Source organism: Shewanella sp. GutCb (assembly GCF_002836135.1).
GTDB lineage: Bacteria > Pseudomonadota > Gammaproteobacteria > Enterobacterales > Shewanellaceae > Shewanella.
This window is the reverse complement of sequence record NZ_PJBL01000028.1, coordinates 63,039-81,235: the sequence shown is the minus strand read 5'-3', so window position 1 is coordinate 81,235 and position 18,197 is coordinate 63,039. Positions and strand designations below refer to the sequence as shown.

The 18,197-nt window shown below is 41.6% G+C and carries 13 protein-coding genes; 9 read left to right on the top strand and 4 right to left on the bottom strand.

The window, feature by feature from the left end; genetic code table 11:
* Window positions 1-6 precede the first annotated feature (6 nt).
* Genes CXF86_RS17450 through dinG form a run of 3 tightly spaced genes read right to left on the bottom strand, consistent with a single transcriptional unit; the run spans window position 7 to window position 3,520 of the window.
* Window positions 7-669 carry a primosomal replication protein gene (locus CXF86_RS17450; RefSeq protein ID WP_102039636.1) on the bottom strand — a complete coding sequence of 221 codons (663 nt, stop codon included), beginning with the start codon at window positions 667-669 and terminating at the stop codon, window positions 7-9.
* Entirely contained in the window at window positions 666-1,439 is a 774-nt protein-coding gene (locus CXF86_RS17445; protein ID WP_102039635.1) for a sulfite exporter TauE/SafE family protein, read from the bottom strand. The genes CXF86_RS17450 and CXF86_RS17445 overlap by 4 nt, the downstream gene beginning before the upstream one ends.
* An 8-nt stretch (window positions 1,440-1,447) precedes the next feature.
* Window positions 1,448-3,520 carry an ATP-dependent DNA helicase DinG gene (dinG, locus tag CXF86_RS17440; RefSeq protein ID WP_102039662.1) on the bottom strand — a complete coding sequence of 691 codons (2,073 nt, stop codon included), beginning with the start codon at window positions 3,518-3,520 and terminating at the stop codon, window positions 1,448-1,450.
* A gap of 101 nt (window positions 3,521-3,621) precedes the next feature.
* Here dinG and CXF86_RS17435 point away from each other — a divergent pair, with 101 nt between their 5' ends.
* From CXF86_RS17435 to CXF86_RS17385, 9 genes are all read left to right on the top strand, one after another.
* The gene (locus CXF86_RS17435; protein ID WP_102039634.1) at window positions 3,622-6,006 is read left to right on the top strand and encodes a DNA polymerase II; all 2,385 of its coding nucleotides are present in this window, start codon (window positions 3,622-3,624) and stop codon (window positions 6,004-6,006) included.
* A gap of 232 nt (window positions 6,007-6,238) precedes the next feature.
* Complete coding sequence (locus tag CXF86_RS17430; RefSeq protein WP_102039633.1) at window positions 6,239-7,444, top strand: porin; 1,206 nt, start codon at window positions 6,239-6,241, stop codon at window positions 7,442-7,444.
* Window positions 7,445-8,386: 942 nt separating this feature from the next.
* On the top strand, window positions 8,387-11,281 hold the full coding sequence (locus CXF86_RS17425; RefSeq protein WP_102039632.1) for a TonB-dependent receptor domain-containing protein: 2,895 nt from the start codon (window positions 8,387-8,389) through the stop codon (window positions 11,279-11,281).
* Between the two features lie 1,321 nt (window positions 11,282-12,602).
* Window positions 12,603-13,385, top strand: a complete 783-nt coding sequence (locus CXF86_RS17410; protein WP_101093567.1) for a DUF3450 domain-containing protein — start codon at window positions 12,603-12,605, stop codon at window positions 13,383-13,385.
* Entirely contained in the window at window positions 13,385-14,740 is a 1,356-nt protein-coding gene (locus tag CXF86_RS17405) for a MotA/TolQ/ExbB proton channel family protein (protein WP_101093566.1), read from the top strand. Before CXF86_RS17410 ends, CXF86_RS17405 begins: the two co-directional genes overlap by 1 nt.
* Window positions 14,740-15,264 (top strand): MotA/TolQ/ExbB proton channel family protein, encoded by a 525-nt coding sequence (locus CXF86_RS17400; protein ID WP_101093565.1) that lies wholly within the window; start codon window positions 14,740-14,742, stop codon window positions 15,262-15,264. Before CXF86_RS17405 ends, CXF86_RS17400 begins: the two co-directional genes overlap by 1 nt.
* Before the next feature lie 13 nt (window positions 15,265-15,277).
* Window positions 15,278-15,682 (top strand): ExbD/TolR family protein, encoded by a 405-nt coding sequence (locus CXF86_RS17395; RefSeq protein WP_101093564.1) that lies wholly within the window; start codon window positions 15,278-15,280, stop codon window positions 15,680-15,682.
* A 1-nt stretch (window position 15,683) separates the two neighbouring features.
* Entirely contained in the window at window positions 15,684-16,304 is a 621-nt protein-coding gene (locus CXF86_RS17390) for an energy transducer TonB (protein WP_102039630.1), read from the top strand.
* A 2-nt stretch (window positions 16,305-16,306) separates the two neighbouring features.
* Window positions 16,307-17,554 carry a tetratricopeptide repeat protein gene (locus CXF86_RS17385; RefSeq protein ID WP_102039629.1) on the top strand — a complete coding sequence of 416 codons (1,248 nt, stop codon included), beginning with the start codon at window positions 16,307-16,309 and terminating at the stop codon, window positions 17,552-17,554.
* A 76-nt stretch (window positions 17,555-17,630) separates the two neighbouring features.
* On the opposite strand, the gene CXF86_RS17380 is transcribed toward CXF86_RS17385, so the two are convergent.
* Window positions 17,631-18,143 carry a diguanylate cyclase domain-containing protein gene (locus tag CXF86_RS17380; RefSeq protein ID WP_101093561.1) on the bottom strand — a complete coding sequence of 171 codons (513 nt, stop codon included), beginning with the start codon at window positions 18,141-18,143 and terminating at the stop codon, window positions 17,631-17,633.
* Window positions 18,144-18,197 lie beyond the last annotated feature (54 nt).

Here is an 18,197-nt window from a genome sequence, read left to right as displayed (position 1 = left end):
TGCTCCTTAACGATTTTGGCCCTTGAAAGGTCGCTCGAATAATTGGATACGATCTTCAATGTAGCTGGTGGCTTGTCGACACTTGCCGAGGCGAGAGTGTTGAGCAAGGATCTCATTCTGTAGCTTTATTTTGTCAGCACTATGACAGTTATCAAGAGAAGATTGCAAATTTTCAATTTTTTGTTCAATAATCTTAGCCCAGTTCAAATGTTTGTTAAGTTCTTCATACAGTTGATGGCTATTTTGCATAACATTTGATGCGATCCAGCTAAAGCCGCTTTGCTGGTGAGCTCGAACTCCACGCTTTATTGCATGCGCGCGTCGAGTGCGTTTTTGCTGTTCTAACGACTTAATATTAATACCGGTTGTAGCAAGTGCTCGGCGAACGGCACTAAAGCGGTCTTGTATTTTTTCACAGCTAGATATAATGGTGTAAGGAGAGCGTTTAGCATTGATGAGTTGTTGTAGCTGAGCTATATTTTTTGAAAGCTGATCGATACAAGGTTTAAGTTGAGCGCCTTCTTGCACAAATAATTCATTATTAAAACGCTCAACGTCTTGCATCATTTTTCGTTGTCCAGCGGGCAAGTGGGCATCGTGTTGCAATACCTCTTGTTCTAGCTGCTTTAGCTGGTATTTAAGTCGATTGATGAGTTCGCTGGTTGTCATGCCCATGCACTCCAGGCCAATTGTGCTGCGATTAATAGAATCATGGTAACGAAAATAGGGCGAATGAACGGCAGTCCAAACTTAATGGCTGAATGTGCGCCAATATAAGAACCAATCATCATACAAATCCCCATAGCGAGCCCTATGGTCAAATGAACTTGACCCATGACCAAAAATATAATGAGCGATGTTAAATTGCTGGTAAAGGTCATTGCACGAGCAAGCCCTAAGCTATAAAGCAAAGGCAACTTATGCATACCTGTACTGGTGACTGTCCAGAATGCACCAATGCCTGGCCCTGCAAAGCCGTCGTAAAACCCAAGAGGTAAGCCTTGCAACCATTGCATTCTTTTACGCTTAGGTTTTACCGGTATTTCACAGTTTTTACAGCCCATGGCATTAGGCTGGAATAGAGTATAAATAGCGATGGTGATAATAATTAACGGTAGCCATTTTTCCAGCCACTGGTTATCGATAATCGAAACCACAAATGTGCCGATAACTGCGCCGATGAAAGTGGCGATAAAAGTGTGATACCACAAGCTAGGGGAGAATAATCTTTGCTTATAATAAGTAAATGCCGCCATAGATGAGCCAAAACAGGCTGCCAATTTATTGGTGGCAAGTGCCATGTGGGGAGGGATCCCCATGGCTAATAATGCAGGGATAGAAAGCAGTCCACCGCCGCCAGCTACAGCGTCGATAAAGCCTGCAATTAAGCCTATCAATGCTAACAAAGCCCAGCTACTTGGCTCTAGTAATAAATCCAATCGTTGTCCTATTCAATAACGCGTCGAAAAGGCGGTAGGGCATCTAATAATGATTTTCCATAGCGCTTGGTGACTAAGCGTCTATCTAAGATGGAAATCCGGCCATAATCCTGTTCTTTTCGAAGTAATCTACCACAACTCTGTACCAATTTGCGCGAAGCATCTGGGATTGTCAGTTGTAAAAAGGGGTTTCCACCCTTTATTTTAATATATTCTGAATGAGCTTGCTCAACCGGTGACGTTGGCACTGCAAAAGGTAACTTAGTAATGATGAGGTTAGTTAAATAATCACCTGGTAAGTCGAGGCCTTCTGAAAAACTGCCTGTACCAAAAATAATACTGGGTTTGCCATCATCGCAGCGTTGTTTATGTTGCTTTAGGATCTCTTGTCTTGGCAACACGCCTTGGACCAGTAATCCTGTTTTTATTTTACTTTCAACAAGGTCTACGACTTTTTCCATTTGCCAATAAGAGGCAAATAACACCAAACTGGCCATTTCATCTTCAACGAGTGCGATGATTTGCTTAGCGAGCTCATCGGTATAGTTGTCATGTGTTGGCTCTGTATCCATATGGGGTAAGAATAACGTCGCATTTTGCTCAAAATCAAACGGTGAGTCGAGCGCAAGATAGCGACTGCCATCGTTTATGGATAAGCCCACTTGATGAGTAAAGTGATTAAAGTTATTGAGCGCTCTGAGTGTTGCACTACAAAGCACCACACCAGCCGCCTTTTCCCAGAGTAAATTCTCTAACATAAAGCCGACTTCGATCGGTGAGACACTGAATAAGTAATCAGCCTGCTTACCTGTGAGTTGTTCAATCCAGCGTGCCATTGGCGCACCTTTAGGGCTATCTTGCTTAGCCATCATTTTCCACAGCTTTTGCAAGTTTTCAATGCGCTGCAGCATAAAGCCTGTTTCTGACAGTAGCGCTTCAGATTGGTGCTTGGGAATATCACCATCTTTTATCGCTTCATTGAGCAAGGCCAACATTTTGTTGAACTGTTTCAATGCCACATTGGAAGCTGTAGCGAGGTTTTCGGCAAGAATAAGCAGTGCTGGTGGTAATTTACCGTGTTCGAAACGAAAGCGGTTTTCTGGATTATCAAATTGGTTAGCTTGAGCATCACAAAAGTGAGTAACTTGATTGAGTAATCCGCTAATATCGCCAACATGGTCGAGCATTGCCTGTGCAGGCGCAATGATATAATTGCTCTTAATCTGGTTTTGAAGCTTTGAGGTTGTTTTGGTGAGTTTTTCAAGCCAATCGGTCGCGCCACGGATGGTGGATTGAGCGCTACTAAAGTCACGAGCAACAATGGGCAGGTGGTGTGCTTCATCGATGACATAATAAAGATCTGCAGGATCGGGCAGAATGACTCCACCGCCCAATTCCAAGTCGGCAAATAGCAGACTATGGTTGGCGATTAATACATCCCAGGTATCGAGATCTTCTCGGGCTTTATGAAAAGGGCAATTTCGATGACTTGCCAATTGCTTATGACAGCTATGCTTATCACAGGCAATCTGTTGCCATAAGTGATCCGGCAGAGGTTGAGTTAATGTATCGCGCTCACCATTCCAGCGAGACTCTTTATAGTCCTTTAGCAGTCCCTCTAACATATCAACCTGGCTTTGATCTGGCTTTGATTGCCACATCGCCATTTGATTACTGTCATCAGGACCAACAAGCATCTCTAACTTAGATAAACACACATAGCGTTGTCGTCCTTTGACTAAGCCAAAGGTAAAGTCTAGATCGGAGTGTTGCAGAAAAAAGGGTAAATCTTTATGCAGTAATTGCTCTTGCAATGCGACGGTTGCAGTCGCGATACAGACCTTTTTTTTATTTGCTAACGCTAAAGGAATTGTCCCCAAAATATAGGCCAGTGATTTACCGATACCAGTACCAGCTTCGACCACGATGATGCGTCGCTGCTTGTCATATTCCCCCGCAAGGGTTTTTGATATTTCCGCAACAATATAATTTTGCTCCCGGCGAGAGCGAAAATTGGGCAGAGCTAAAGCAATACCTTTATATATAGTACGGATCTGAGTTTTAACGTCTGCGGATAACATGAATGCACTGGTCCAGTAAATAATGCTGTACATAATAACAGTGATTACATAGCCTAAGAAGTGTTAAGTGATTATTCGTGAATTTATTTGAGTAAACAGCCATGACCTCAACAACCAATGTGCTTCAGACAATAAAGGGGCGAGTGCTAACCCGCCATGCAATACATCGGCAAGATGGACTGTGCCTACAGTACTTTATTGCCACACAATCTGGGCCGGTGACCGTTGAGCTTCCACAGCAAGAACATGTGTGTTTTATTCGTACGATTGATGAAAATATTATTAATCAACATCAAGAGTTAAAGCACATTCGTCGTAAGCGGCTAACGCTTAAAAGTTTCCAGCATGAAGACGTCACTGCGCTGTATACCCGAGATCTGAGACATCAGCGCAACCTAATACGGATTGCGAAAGACCAAGGTATTGAACTCTTTGAAAGTGATATTAAAGCTGAACATCGATTTTTAATCGAACGCTTTATTGCTCTTGATGCTGAATTTAGTGGTCATTTCGAACCTGCTGTACAGGGAGCCCAGCCACGTTTTATCGCTCATAAAGCCAGACGAGCAGAGGCTGTACAATCGCTTAAAGCCATTTCATTCGATTTTGAATGCAGTTTTAGTGGGGAACTCTATTCTGTTGGTTTATACGGTCAGACAGAAACGGGTGTGGTGTTTGAAAAAGTCATTATGGTTGGCGCGCCACAACCGGTTGAGGTTGATTATATTCAGTGGGTTGCAAACGAACCTGCACTCATTCACCAGTTGATTGCTTGGTTTGCAGATTACGACCCCGACATTATCATTGGTTGGGCGGTGGTGACTTTTGATTTAGCCCTATTATATCGGCGCGCGAAACACCATGGTATTCCGCTTACTATTGGGCGCAGCAACCAAAATTTGAGCTGGAAAGTTGATGATAAATATAGGCCAGAGACACTGCGATTACCAGGAAGAGTGGTACTCGATGGTGTTGATTGGTTGAAAGCGGCATTTTATCAGTTTGATCGTTATTCACTTGAGTTTGTGTCGAGAGCATTGTTGGATGAAGGCAAAGCTATCGACAATGTGGGTAACAGAATGGATGAAATTAATGATCTGTTTGCCAACGACAAGCCCGCGTTGGCACATTACAACCTCACTGATAGTCGTCTAGTCTGGGATATATTTGAAAAAACACAGCTGTTTGAATTTGCGATAGAGCGGGCAAAGTTGACGGGGCTTGAGCTTGGACGTGTGGGAGCATCGGTTGCTGCATTTATGAATTTGTATTTACCGCACTTGCACCGAAGTGGTTACATCGCTCCGAGTGCACCCGCCAGCGATGGCATTGAGAGCCCCGGTGGCTATGTGATGGACTCCGTTCCTGGCTTGTATCGACATATTTTGGTGTTAGATTTTAAGAGTCTTTACCCATCCATCATTCGAACGTTTCTAATTGATCCTAAAGGGTTAGTTGAATCATTACATCAACAAGAGTCTGACACCGTAGAGGGCTATTTAGGGGCAAGGTTTAGTCGGAAGGAGCCCATTTTACCTCGCTTAATTAAGCACCTTTCTGAACAACGAGAGTTGGCTAAAATTAACCACAATGCACCGCTTTCTCAAGCGATAAAAATTATCATGAATTCGCTATATGGTGTGCTTGGCTCTCGAGGTTGTGTTTTTCATGACGCTAAGCTCGCGAGCTCAATTACTATGCGTGGCCATGAAATAATGAAGCAAACACGCAGCTGGATAGAGGAGGAGGGCTTTGAAGTTATTTATGGCGACACCGATTCAACCTTTGTCTGGTTAGGTAATGATTTTGATGAAAGTAAAGTGCAGGCCACTGGTAAGGAACTTGCTTCAAAAATAAATCAACTATGGCTACAGCGGCTCACTGATAAATTCGGTATTGATAGTTTCTTAGAGCTAGAGTTTGAGACTCACTTTGAACAGTTTTTTATGCCAACGCTCCGCGGTTCTGCCGAAGGTTCAAAAAAACGTTACGTCGGCACAAAGAAGGATGGGCTTGGAAAAACAACATTAGTGTTCAAAGGAATGGAACAAGTACGCAGTGATTGGTCGCCGCTGGCGAGAAGAGTACAGTATGAACTCTATGAGCGGTTATTTAACCAGCAAGATATCGAAGCGTATATCAAGCTCACTATCGATCAGTTAAACAGTGGTGCTTTGACGGAAGAATTGGTCTTCGTTAAAAATTTACGTCGCAACCTTGAAGATTATACTGCAAAGTCATCTCCTCATTTAAAAGCGGCAAGAATACTCTTTGAAGCAACCGGTGATCAAAGTGTCACCAAAAAAGGGGCAAGGATCGAGTACGTAATGACAACGTCTGGCGCCGAACCGCTATCTCATCAAAAATCCCCCATTGATATTGATTACTACATCGACCGCCAATTAGGGCCTATTGCTGAGCCCATACTTTCAATAATGAATAAAAGTTTCAGTAAAGTTACATCAAATCAAATGACGTTAATTTAAGCAGGGCCATATTAACGCCTTGCTATCTTTATGTTAACAATTGGTTCGATCCCTCGGCTGTTATAGGCTTGCGAGTTAAATTGGTGCAAAATATGGCTATTTTTGTGATGTTCGTCTTTGAGTGATTGCTAATCTTTTGCTAACCTCGTCTGCAAATAGGATAGAAAGAAAACAACGGAATGGAAATATATTGAATGAAGCAGATTGAACATAATTAAAGGTTAGGCATTAGATGAAAAAGACTTTAGTAGCATCGGCATTAGCCGCAGTAATTTTTGTACCCTCAGTATCAGCAATCGAAGTTTATAAAGATGATAAAAACGCAGTAGAAATTGGTGGTTGGATTGATGCTCGAGTGATCAATACACAGGGTGCTACAGAAGTCGAGAATGGTTCGTCGCGTATTAATTTCGGTTTTACCCGCAACATGGGCGATGGCTGGAAAACATTTGCAAAGATAGAGTGGGGCGTTAACTTAGTTGGTAATAGCTCAATTACAAACTCTAGCGGTACTTATGCTAATGAATTCACATCAGAGAGCAACGATTTCTTAAGCACTCGTTTAGGTTACGTTGGACTTGCTCATGATACTTATGGTTCATTAACTATTGGTAAGCAATGGGGCGCTTGGTATGACGTGGTTTATAATACTAACCTCGTAAATACTTGGGATGGTAATACCTCTGGTACTTATACTCTCAATAAAGCGGACGGCGCTATTAATGGCACCGGTCGTGGTGACAAAACAGTTCAGTACCGTAATGCATTCGGTGATTTTAGCTTCGCAGTTCAAGCACAGCTAAAGCAAGATAGCTTCGATTTGTATGAAAGTGATAACTTCCCAGGATTAATTGACGCTGCTGCAGTTGCCAACAACAACCCTATTGCAACGGTTCAGTACGACAACACTTACGGTGCTTCTGCAACTTATAATGTGTCAGATGACCTAGTCATCACCGCGGGTGCTAACGTAGGTCAGTTTGATGCTGATTACCAGTCAGGAAAGTCTGTCAGTGAAACTGATTTGATCTTTGGCGCGGGTGCGACTTGGGGTGAGTTCAATGGCAAAGGCTTTTACGGTGCAGTCAACGTTAACAAGCAAGAGTTCCACGATACTGATAACTTGAACCGTTATATCCCTGAAGCATTGGGTATGGAATCTCTGTTCTCTTATAAGTTTGATAATGGTCTTCGTCCTCTTGTTGGCTACAACATTTTAGAAGCCGGTGATGAATACGGCGATGCTTACAATGGCGATGTGTTCAAACGTCAGTTCTTGCTTGTTGGTTTACATTACGTTTGGGATGACAACACTATGTTGTATCTTGAAGGTCGTAAAGACTTCAGTGATTTCACCAGTTCAGATAAAGCACAACAAGCAGCGATGGAATTCTCGGAAGATGACGGTATCTCTATCGGTATTAGATATTACATGTAATATTTAGTCGGTCATTACCTTAGGTAATGATGATTTAAAAAGCCAGTAGCTTAACGCTGCTGGCTTTTTTTGTTTAAAACCGACCCGTTATCAAATAGTTCTGATAAGAGTCTCAATTTAGATGTTTAATGCCACTCCTCTCCCTTATCATCTCAAAACTAAAGTTCTTCACTAAACTAGTGGTCTGAAAAATAGTTCTTCTAATAAAGTCACAAATGGCTCTTTTGATGCAGGGGTGATTCAATTGTGAGATTTTCATTGTAAAGGCGTAAGTGTATTGATTGAAAATCAATCAAGATCTATTTTTTATTGATTATTTGAATATTTATCTTACACAGAGATATCCAACTTTGTTTTTATACATTTAATACAGGGGCTTATCGTTTATCTATGTGTGGTGTCTATTACTATGTAGTTGTAAAAATAAACTTACAGCATAGGTCTTCATGATCAACTTTCTTTAGATTAACTCATGACTTTAAGGGCATATGATCGATAAATATCTGACGTTTTATTGTCTATAATTATAATTATGAGCCGCTATTCGTATGAGTACAATTCAGTTTAAACCCTAAATGACAATACGTCTTTGAAATCAAGTTGGTATTAAATACCCATTATTAACAGTGCCTTAAAGTACTGGTCGTATTATTTCCTGATTGTTAATATTTGATTGTGATTTTTTGCTAGCTCCTCCTCCCTTGCACATTGTTCAACATTATTTTCAGAGGATTTCCATTAAAAAATATCTAATGAGCCACAACTCCTTGTTGTAAGCATTGATGGCTGAATTGTAGCTAATCAGTGTCACAATTGTTGTAAAATTGTTTCCATTGTGTTTTTATTCGTGTGCAAATGAAGCTAAATGTAAATATCGTGTTTCATTTTTGTTGATTCAGATAAAACAATAAAACAATAAAAGAAAGTTCAGGGAGATTTACAATGTATAAGAATAACTTACTTGCTAACTCAGTGCGTTTAGCACTTGTTAGTGGTGCAATGACTGCCGCGTTTACTGCTCCAGCAGTGTTCGCAGCAGACGAAGAAACGGTTGAACGTATCGAAGTTACGGGTTCTCGCATTAAAAGAACTGATATGGAAGGGGCTAACCCAGTAACGACAATTGATGCTGCCGCAATTGAAAAAATGAGCGTTAATAACGTTGGTGACCTTCTACAAAATTTAACATCATCAGCAGGTGCTGCAACTAACACTCAAACTAACAACGGTGGTGATTCAAGTACTCGCTTCTCGCTTCGCGGTATTGGTTCTGAGCGAACGCTGGTATTAATTAACGGACGCCGTGTTGTTGCCGGTGGTGGAGGTGCTAACTCTTCTGTTGATTTAAACACTATTCCTACAGCTATCGTTAAACGAGTTGAAATTTTAAAAGACGGTGCATCTGCGACTTATGGTTCTGATGCAATTGCTGGTGTTGTTAACATTATTACAAAAGATGACTTTGAAGGCTTTGAAGTTAAGTTAAATTACGGCGGCAGCGACAAAGGTGATGCGATAAGCAAAGGTGTTGATGTTACCTTCGGTGCTGCTAGCGATCGAGGCAACGTAGTGGTAGCACTTGGTTATAGCGACCAAGGTGATGCATTCATGGGAGATCGTTCTTTTTCTGAATTTGAACTTCGTGCCTATGAAGACGGTACAACACAGGAAGGTGGTTCTTCAGCGCCACCATGGGTAAATGCTAACACAGCAGATGGTCGTGTAACTCGTGGTCCAGAGTATGGGGATTGGAGAGCATACGATGGGGGTACTGACTCATATAACTATAATCCTGTTAACTATCTACAAACACCAAGTAAGCGTCGTTATGCATCAGTATTTGCAAACTACACATTAGGTGAGTTTGGTTTCTTAGGTGAAGTTAATTCTTTTGCTGAAGCAAGTTATGTTCAAACAACGGGTAACCGAGTATTAGCTCCCGAGCCACTAGCGCCGCTGATCTTCTTTGGTTCACCTGCTCCGTACTCGCCAAATAACTATTACAATCAAAAAATGGGTCCAAAAGATTCTAACGGTAATGCTTATGTGATTGATGATTGGCGTCGTCGTATGGTTGAAACTGGTGGCCGAGCTAACGAGCGAGATTATAAAACATTCAGAACTGCCGTTGGTTTCAATGGTGCTTTGGAAAATGGTTGGGATTGGGAACTATCTTATGTTTGGGGTCAAAGTGACTCTGTCGAAAAAGCAGCAGGTTATTTCAATTTAGATCGTGTTGCTGAAGCTGCAGGACCAACTGGTTGGTTAGATGCGAATGGTAACTTAATTGTAGATGGAAATGGTGATGCGGTAGTTGATGCAAGTGGATCGCAACTAGTATGTCTAAATGAAGAAGGCGCAGCAATTGATGGTTGTGTACCGTTAAATATTTTCGGAACGCCAGGCTCGGCTGACCAAGTTTCTCCTGAAATGCTTCAATACATTTCTGGTGATTATAACACCACTGAAACTGGCCAGAATAAGCAAGAAGTATTATCAGCAATTATTTCAGGTGACTTGTTTGAATTACCAGCTGGTTCAGTAGGTTTTGCAGCCGGTTGGGAACAAAGAAAAGAATCAGGTTCTTACACTCCAGATTCGCTAATTCTACAAGGAATTACTACAGCTGGTTCAGCCGTTGGAACTAGCGGTGGATATGATGTACAAGAATTCTTTGGTGAATTAATTGTTCCAATTCTATCTAATGCGCCAATGGCTCACATGCTTGATTTTGAAGCCGCTATTCGCTATTCGGATTACAGCACGTTCGGTACGAACACTAGTGGTAAATTGGGCATTAAGTGGATGCCAGTTGAATCACTAATGGTCCGAGCGACTTTATCTGAAGCATTCAGAGCACCTACAACATCTGATTTATACGGTGGCGCGTCAGTTGGTTTCCCTGAAGCGACGGATCCATGTGATGGCAATTTCTATACTGATGCAGAATATACAGCACTTAAAGCATCGCCAAACTGGGCTAACTGTACTGGTACTGGCGTACCTGCTAATGGTTATGATTCAGGCGGAGTAGAACAGATCCCTACCAACGGTGGTGGCTCTGAAAACTGGGCTGGAGCAACTGAACTCACTCCTGAAACTGCAGATGTACTAACGGTTGGTTTCGTGTTTAACCCAGACTTCATAGAAAACTTCTCTATGAGTGTTGATTACTGGAAAATTGAGCTAGAAAATGCAATTTCTACAGTAGGAACTCAAACTCGTTTAGATGGTTGCTTTAATTCAACTGAATATTGCGACACCATCACTCGTTTCGGTGCAGATAGCGCAGCAGCTGGTGGCATCATTACGGTTGATAACTATACAGTGAACGTGGGTGGTATTAATACTTCTGGTATTGACTATGATTTCCGTTATACGTTTGAGACAGGCTTTGGTGATTGGGGACTAGGTTTAGACGGTACGTATCTATTAGAGTACGACAAGCTTCTTGCTGATGGTTCTGTTATTGACCATGTTGGGCGTTTTGAAGTCAATCATGATGGTATGTTTGCTGAACTAAAGACTAACTTTACAATTAATTGGTCAATATCTGATTTTGATACTGCATTAATTACTCGATATATTAGTGGTGTCACTGAAACTGAAGCAGGTTGGTGGACTGATCCATTTGATAGAGATGTAGAGTCAAATATAGTTGTGGACTTTCAAACTAACTACGCTGTTTCTGAGCACTTAACGCTTACTGCTGGTGTTGATAACTTGTTTGATGAACAGCCACCGTTTGTATATTCAGCATTTGGAGCTAATACAGATGTTTCAACTTACGATGTTATAGGTCGTTCTATATACCTTCGTGCAGGAATCCGATTCTAAACTAGAGATAAGTCAAAGGGCGCATTTTGCGCCCTTTTTGCTTTAAGTTGGCGAGGTTATGAAATATATAGCAATAGTTTTATTGGCGCTACTTACAGGTTGTGAGTCCTCACAGGATATGTTCAAAAACTACCGGTATTAGATGTGAAATGCTTGCGAGAACAGGTGCGAATAGAACAACAAAGGTTTGTAGAACTGCTTATTCCTCACTAAATAGAAAGCAAAGAACAGGCTATACAATACTTAAAGAAAGTGGCTTACCTAAAGTAACTTAAGGAAAAACAATGCGAATTTTTTTACTTCTAATCATCTTGGTTCTGTGTGGGTGTGAGTCCTCGCAGGATATGTTCAGAACACAGAGTAATGAAGGCGAGGTAGTAGACCTCGGAATTAGATGTGAAATGGTGGCAAGGACTGGTAGTAACAGAAAAACCAAAGTCTGCAGAACTGCAGAACAGCTTGCTAATGATGAAGCCGTTGCTGAGCGCTCGATGGAACGCATGCAGAAAACAGGAGTTACAGTTGGTAATTGAGTTTACTCATTAAGTAGAACACAGAGGTCGTTAGTGCAGTGTGTTCTACTATTCTAATATCTAAATTAATCCAATTCCCCATTATATCTGCTCGTTAAGACACTTCTACTCAACCACTCCAAGTTTAACAATGAAAAATATCACACATCTATATTATATAATTATTTCAGGTGGATATGAATAATTGATATCGAATGCATTAGATATATGCAGGTCTTTCAGAGTGTGATCTTGATTTATATTATGGACAGCGGTCGTAATGAATGGTTAAGCATGATCTATGACGATGACAGTGAAGAAGATAAGATTAAAGTTAGTAAATTGAGTCATATCTATTACGTTTTGTCATAAATTTATAGAGAGTAAATGAATTATTTTACTCTTAAGATTTTGAATGGTTAATGAAATGTTAAATCTGCGGGTTGATGGTTTTTGTAATTTTACTTATAGATATCAATTACTAATAAATACTTGTTGTATGTTTCAGTATAAAGCATGTTACGCGACACTATACATATTTGTTCGAAAAAGTCCCTTCTGCTTGTTTTCTATCCTCAAAGCTCGGTTTGTAGCAGTTTTAGGACATTTCAAATGTTGACATAGGTCAACATTTTGTGGAATGATGCTAGCGGGTCTACACCCTCGAAGGTGTAGTAAAGGGAAGATAATAATTAACAATCACAATAGAAAGACGAGCTTAGGCACTGGGAACTAAAGTAAAATAAGCAGACGCACCCTGTTGTCGATAAGTTAAAGCTTTTTTAATCACTTCAAATTGGTTGGGAACTATGTCCAAGGTAAGCAATAAAACAAAAATCGCTACAGCGCTCATTGGCGCATTAGCCTTAGCAGGCAGCAACTTAGTGATTGCAGATCCTCTTTCTGACGCTCAGAAAGCAGACAGTAAAATTCACACTGAAGCTGCAACGTCTCAGAAAAAAGTTGATAAGTATTTTGACCAAGCTCAGGACATGTTGTTCGAGTACGGTTCAGTTGCTGATGAACGTGAATCACTAAAATCTTATAACGATTATGTAGCGGGCTTGGTTGCGGACCAAGAAGCTACCATGAAATCTATTCAAGGTGACATCAACGGCGTTGATTCATTACGTCAGGGCGTAGTGCCATTGATGTTCAAAATGGTTGATGCACTAGAGCAATTTGTTGCTCTCGATCTACCGTTTAATCTGGAAACACGTGTAGCACGAGTGAACAATCTTAAGACGCTACTTAATAGCGCTGAAGTCACATTGGCTGAAAAGTATCGCCTCATTCTTGATGCATACTCAATTGAACGTGAGTACGGTACTTCTCTTGCGGTTAAAACAGGTCAACTTAAGCTAGACGGTAAAGAGGTACTAGTAGACTTTTTCAACTTCGGTCGTGTATCACTATACGCAATGAGCTTGGATCAGAAGTCTGCGTGGATGTTTAACGGAGAAACCAAAGGTTGGGACCAGTTAGAAGATAGTAATCTTCGCGAGCTCACCAAAGGTATCCGTATTGCTCGTAAACAGGGCGCACCAGATCTATTCTCGTTACCAATTCCTGCTGCGGAGGCTGCACAATAATGAAGAAGTTAATTACTACAGCAATCGTTGCTGCAAGCCTGTTATTTACCGCTGGTTTCGCAAGTGCTGCAGATGCACCTAAAACAATTGACCAACTGCTTAATCAAGTAAAGGTTGATCGTGCTAATGCATCTAAGACAAACGCGAAGCGTGAGCAAGAGTTTAAGAATGAGCGTGGCGATAAAGCTGCATTGCTAAAGCGTGAAAAAAACGCACTAGCAACAGAGCGTCAACGTGGTAAAGATTTGAATCAAGCGTTTTTGGATAACGAGCGTAAAATCGGTCAGTTAGAAGAAGACTTAAAAACAGCTCAGGGTGACTTGGGTGAAATGTTTGGTGTTGTTAAAGGTGATGCTGGTGATTTCGCTGGTAAGCTAGCTGGATCTAACATTTCTGCACAGTATCCTGGTCGCGAAGTATTCATCGCTGATCTTGGTGCTCGTAAGCAACTTCCAAAAATTGATGAGCTAGAACGTTTCTGGGAAGAGCAGCTGTTTGAAATGGCTGAGTCTGGAAAAGTTGTTAATTTTGAAGGTTCTGTTACTGCCATTGATGGTAGCGTGCATAACACAATGATTACTCGTATTGGTGCATACAACCTTCTAGCTGATGGCAAGTACGTTGTATTTAACTCTGATCTAAGCCTAATCCAAGAGCTTTCACAGCAACCTGGTGGTTATCAAGTTAAATCAGCAGCTGCTTTTCAAGAAGCGACTTCTGGTACTGCTAACCTTTATATTGACCCTGTTCGCGGTGTTCTATTAAACATCTTTACCCAAAAAGCAACTATAGAAGAGCGTATTGAAGCGGGTGGAACCATTGGTTACATCATTATCGCGCTACTTATACTTGGTGGCATGATCTCTATCGAGCGTCTTATTACGCTAGGTATTGTTGGCGCTAAAGTTAAGGCTCAACGCAAGAATATAGATAACCCAGGTAATAACGCATTAGGTCGTGTACTTAAAGCATACCAGGACAACAAAGATGTTGATGTTGAAACGCTAGAGCTGAAACTTGATGAAGCAATTCTAAAAGAAACGCCAGCGCTTGAAACACGTATCTCTATCATCAAGGTTCTAGCAGCTATTGCTCCTATGATGGGTCTACTGGGTACAGTAACCGGTATGATTGCAACCTTCCAAAGCATTCAATTGTTTGGTACGGGCGATCCTAAGTTAATGGCTGGTGGTATCTCTATGGCATTGATGACAACGGTTCAAGGTCTAGTTGCGGCGCTACCGCTGATGCTTATGCATGCGATTGTTATTGCACGTAGTAAGTCAATCGTACAAGTTCTAGAAGAGCAAAGTGCGGGTATTGTTGCTTCACACGCAGAGAAGAGGAAAGCCTAATGTTATTCCTGATGGATATCTGGGATTCCGTCAGGGGCTTCATGGCCGCCGGAGGAGACATCCTCTGGTTAGTGGCAGGTGTATTGTTTGTCATGTGGGTATTGATGCTTGAGCGCTACTGGTATCTCAATTGGATATCACCAAAAGAGCACTCAGCAATCATTAGCGCATGGGAAGCACGAGAGGATTCAACCTCTTGGTATGCACACCGCATCCGTGAAGCTTGGGTATCCCAAGCGAAGCAAGATTTAACGGCACGTATGCTGCTTATCAAAACCTTAGTTGCAATCTGTCCTATGATAGGTCTGCTAGGTACCGTAACCGGTATGATATCAGTATTCGATGTGATGGCAGTTCATGGAACGAGTAATGCTCGTATGATGGCAGCTGGTATTTCAATGGCAACCATGCCGACAATGGCAGGAATGGTTGCAGCGTTATCGGGAGTCTTTTTTAGTACTCGCCTTGACGCAAAAATGAAAATCAGTTTAGCGAAGCTAAAAGACAGCATGCCGCACCACTAGAGAGAGATTGAACATGGCACGTAGAAAGCATTCAAGCGTAGACGAAGAAGCAGAGATTGATATGACACCGATGCTCGACATCGTGTTTATCATGCTGATCTTCTTTATTGTAACAACCTCGTTTGTAAAGCCATCAGGTCTTGACTATAACAAGCCTGAAGCGTCACAAGCGACTAAGAAGCCTTCTGCTAACATCTTTATTGGTGTGAGCAAGACAGGTGTCATCATGATGGAAAACCGTCAAGTTGATATCGAACGTGTAACTGCAAACGTTGAACGTATGCTTGCAGAAGCACCAGAGGCAGCGGTATTAATTCAAGCAGACCAAGACGCTAAACATGGTTTAGTGGTTAAGGTTCTGGATAACGTTAAAGCTGCGGGTATCGATAAGATATCTGTGTCGGCGGGGAAAGACTAGTATGCTGAGAGGAATAGTATCATTCATTATTGGTGGTGCTGTGACTTTTGCTTTGTTTGTCTTCATGGCCTTTTTGGTAGGTGGCGGTCCAACCCGCCACGATGCCTCGACAGAATCACCTGTCATTGAAATAACCATGAACAAAGACGATGCATCAGCGCAGAAAAAGCCAAGGGTTAAGCCTAAACCGCCTACGCCCCCAGAGCAGCCGCCAAAGCCGGACGTAACACCGCCCGATAACTCATCTGACATCGACACTAACATGTCATTTAACATGGGTGGAGTTGATGCCGGTGGTGCTAACACTGGATTTAAACTAGGTAATATGATGACGCGCGATGGTGATGCTACGCCAATCGTACGAATCGAACCTCAGTATCCAATAGCAGCAGCACGTGATGGCAAAGAGGGTTGGGTTCAGCTTAGCTTTACCATTAACACATTAGGTGGTGTTGAAGACGTTAAAGTCATCAAGTCTAACCCTAAGCGTATTTTCGATAAAGCAGCTCGTAGGGCCCTGAAAAAGTGGAAATACAAGCCTAGAATTATCGATGGTAAAGCGCAACGTGTTCCAGGCCAAACGGTTCAATTGGATTTCACTTTTGATAAGGGAGGAAAGTAGGTATGAGTAAAGTAACTTCTATCGCTGCTGCCTTAATGCTTTGTCTTGGGGGAAGTCTGGTTATTGTTCCTGCTGTTTCTGCAGCAGAAAAATGCCCGATTGAACAGCGTAAATCTAAGGCCGTAGGCCAAAGTGCGGCTAAAAAAGTACAGAAGTCATTCAAAGCATATACTGAAGGCGATATAGACGAAGCTATAGCGATATTGTTGGAAGTAAATGCTAAAAATAGTTTCGATAAAGCTTATGTTGCTCGTATGCTAGGTAACTTCTACGCCGAAAAAGGGCAAATGAAAACGGCGGTTAAGTATTTAAAAGCAGCCGTTGAGTCGAATATTCTCGGTGGTGTTGATCATGCTCAAACTCTAAGACTTTATGCTGATCTCTTAATTCAAGAGAAAAACTTTAAAGAATCTATTCCAGCTTATTACAGCTGGATGGAGTTTACTTGTAAGGAAGATGCAGGCGTATATCGTCGTATAGGTATTGCGTATTCTGAACAAAAGCAGTGGGACAAAGTTCTTGAAGTTGCAGATAAAGGTCTAGGAATCGTTGACAAGCCCGATAAAGGTTTGTATCAAATGAAGCTGACGGCTTACTTTAACCAAAAGAAATACAAAGAAGCCGTAAAAGTCCTCGAGACAATGGTGCCTTTGTTCCAAGACGATAAACGTCTATGGGTTCAGCTCGCTCAGTTCTATTTGATGACAGAGGAGTTTACAAAATCCTTGGCCACTTATGACTTAGCGTATATGAATGGATTCTTGGAGACTCCGGGTAACATTCAACGTTTAACGCAGTTGTTGGCACAAAATGGTTCGCCATACCGTGCTGCTCAAATCTATGCTAAGCATTTGAAGTCTGGTTTAGTGAAGGAAGATCAAAAAACCCTCGCTATCTTGGCAGGTTTCTATCATAACTCGAAAGAGTTTAAAGAAGCTGCTGCGACTTACGGCAAAGCGGCCGCGATAAACAATGACGGTAAGCTTTACCTTCGTCAAGGACGTGTCTTGTCTTTGGATGGTAAAAGTAAGCCTGCAATCGCAGCCCTTAAAAAAGCACTTGATGCTGGCGTAAAGAACCCAGGAGAAGCTCAGTTTGAGCTTGCTTTATCTTATCTCAACCTGAAGCAGTATAAGAGCGCATATAAGTATGCGAATCTTGCAGCTAAAGATAAGAAAACAGCAAGAGCGGCTAAGAGTTACCTGTCATATATCAAAGAAAAAGCGCGCGTTCATAACGTAACACTTTAATTTTTTGATATCGAAAAAGCCTCTTTTTAAGAGGCTTTTTTTATGGGTGCTAAACAAGCATAGTGATAGTTTTAAATTAGCTTCGTAGATGAATCAGTGTTTCGTTAAAGGCACTGTTACTGCGCATTTTCATTGTTTGTTGTTCGACAGTCTCAAACAATGTTTCAAGGTAAACGTTCGCGCTCGGATAACAGATACAACCCGTTAGTTCATACGATATCTCAGAGTGGCTATTGGCTTGAAATGCTTGATTGAAATCGGCAATTTTATGTTCTAATCTATCGATTACAATTTTTGTACCCATCTCGTCAGTTTCAAAAATCCCCAACGCAAAAGACTGATTATCAAGTCTTGCTAGCAGATCACTGGTACGCATAAGTGCATCTTGGACTTGCTTCATGAATAATTCTAACAATTGAGGCTGGGAAATAGTTTCATGAATGTGCGGGCATAGATACAATAAGGCAAGACTTTGGTGGTCACGTATATGGCGATGCCATTCTCGATTGAATACTTCCATAAAATAGGTTTGGTTATACACACCTGTTTCAGGATCTCTAAAACCAGAATTACTAAAAGAGTAAATCATGAGCCACTCCTAATGAGACTTGTGGTTAAGTATAGAAAAGATCGCTCACTTACA

Coding starts and splice junctions, on each gene's coding strand:
- CXF86_RS17450 (WP_102039636.1), bottom strand. CDS start 669: ATGACAACCAGCGAACTCATCAATCGACTTAAATACCAGCTAAAGCAG.
- dinG (WP_102039662.1), bottom strand. CDS start 3,520: ATGTTATCCGCAGACGTTAAAACTCAGATCCGTACTATATATAAAGGT.
- CXF86_RS17435 (WP_102039634.1), top strand. CDS start 3,622: ATGACCTCAACAACCAATGTGCTTCAGACAATAAAGGGGCGAGTGCTA.
- CXF86_RS17430 (WP_102039633.1), top strand. CDS start 6,239: ATGAAAAAGACTTTAGTAGCATCGGCATTAGCCGCAGTAATTTTTGTA.
- CXF86_RS17425 (WP_102039632.1), top strand. CDS start 8,387: ATGTATAAGAATAACTTACTTGCTAACTCAGTGCGTTTAGCACTTGTT.
- CXF86_RS17410 (WP_101093567.1), top strand. CDS start 12,603: ATGTCCAAGGTAAGCAATAAAACAAAAATCGCTACAGCGCTCATTGGC.
- CXF86_RS17405 (WP_101093566.1), top strand. CDS start 13,385: ATGAAGAAGTTAATTACTACAGCAATCGTTGCTGCAAGCCTGTTATTT.
- CXF86_RS17400 (WP_101093565.1), top strand. CDS start 14,740: ATGTTATTCCTGATGGATATCTGGGATTCCGTCAGGGGCTTCATGGCC.
- CXF86_RS17395 (WP_101093564.1), top strand. CDS start 15,278: ATGGCACGTAGAAAGCATTCAAGCGTAGACGAAGAAGCAGAGATTGAT.
- CXF86_RS17390 (WP_102039630.1), top strand. CDS start 15,684: ATGCTGAGAGGAATAGTATCATTCATTATTGGTGGTGCTGTGACTTTT.
- CXF86_RS17385 (WP_102039629.1), top strand. CDS start 16,307: ATGAGTAAAGTAACTTCTATCGCTGCTGCCTTAATGCTTTGTCTTGGG.
- CXF86_RS17380 (WP_101093561.1), bottom strand. CDS start 18,143: ATGATTTACTCTTTTAGTAATTCTGGTTTTAGAGATCCTGAAACAGGT.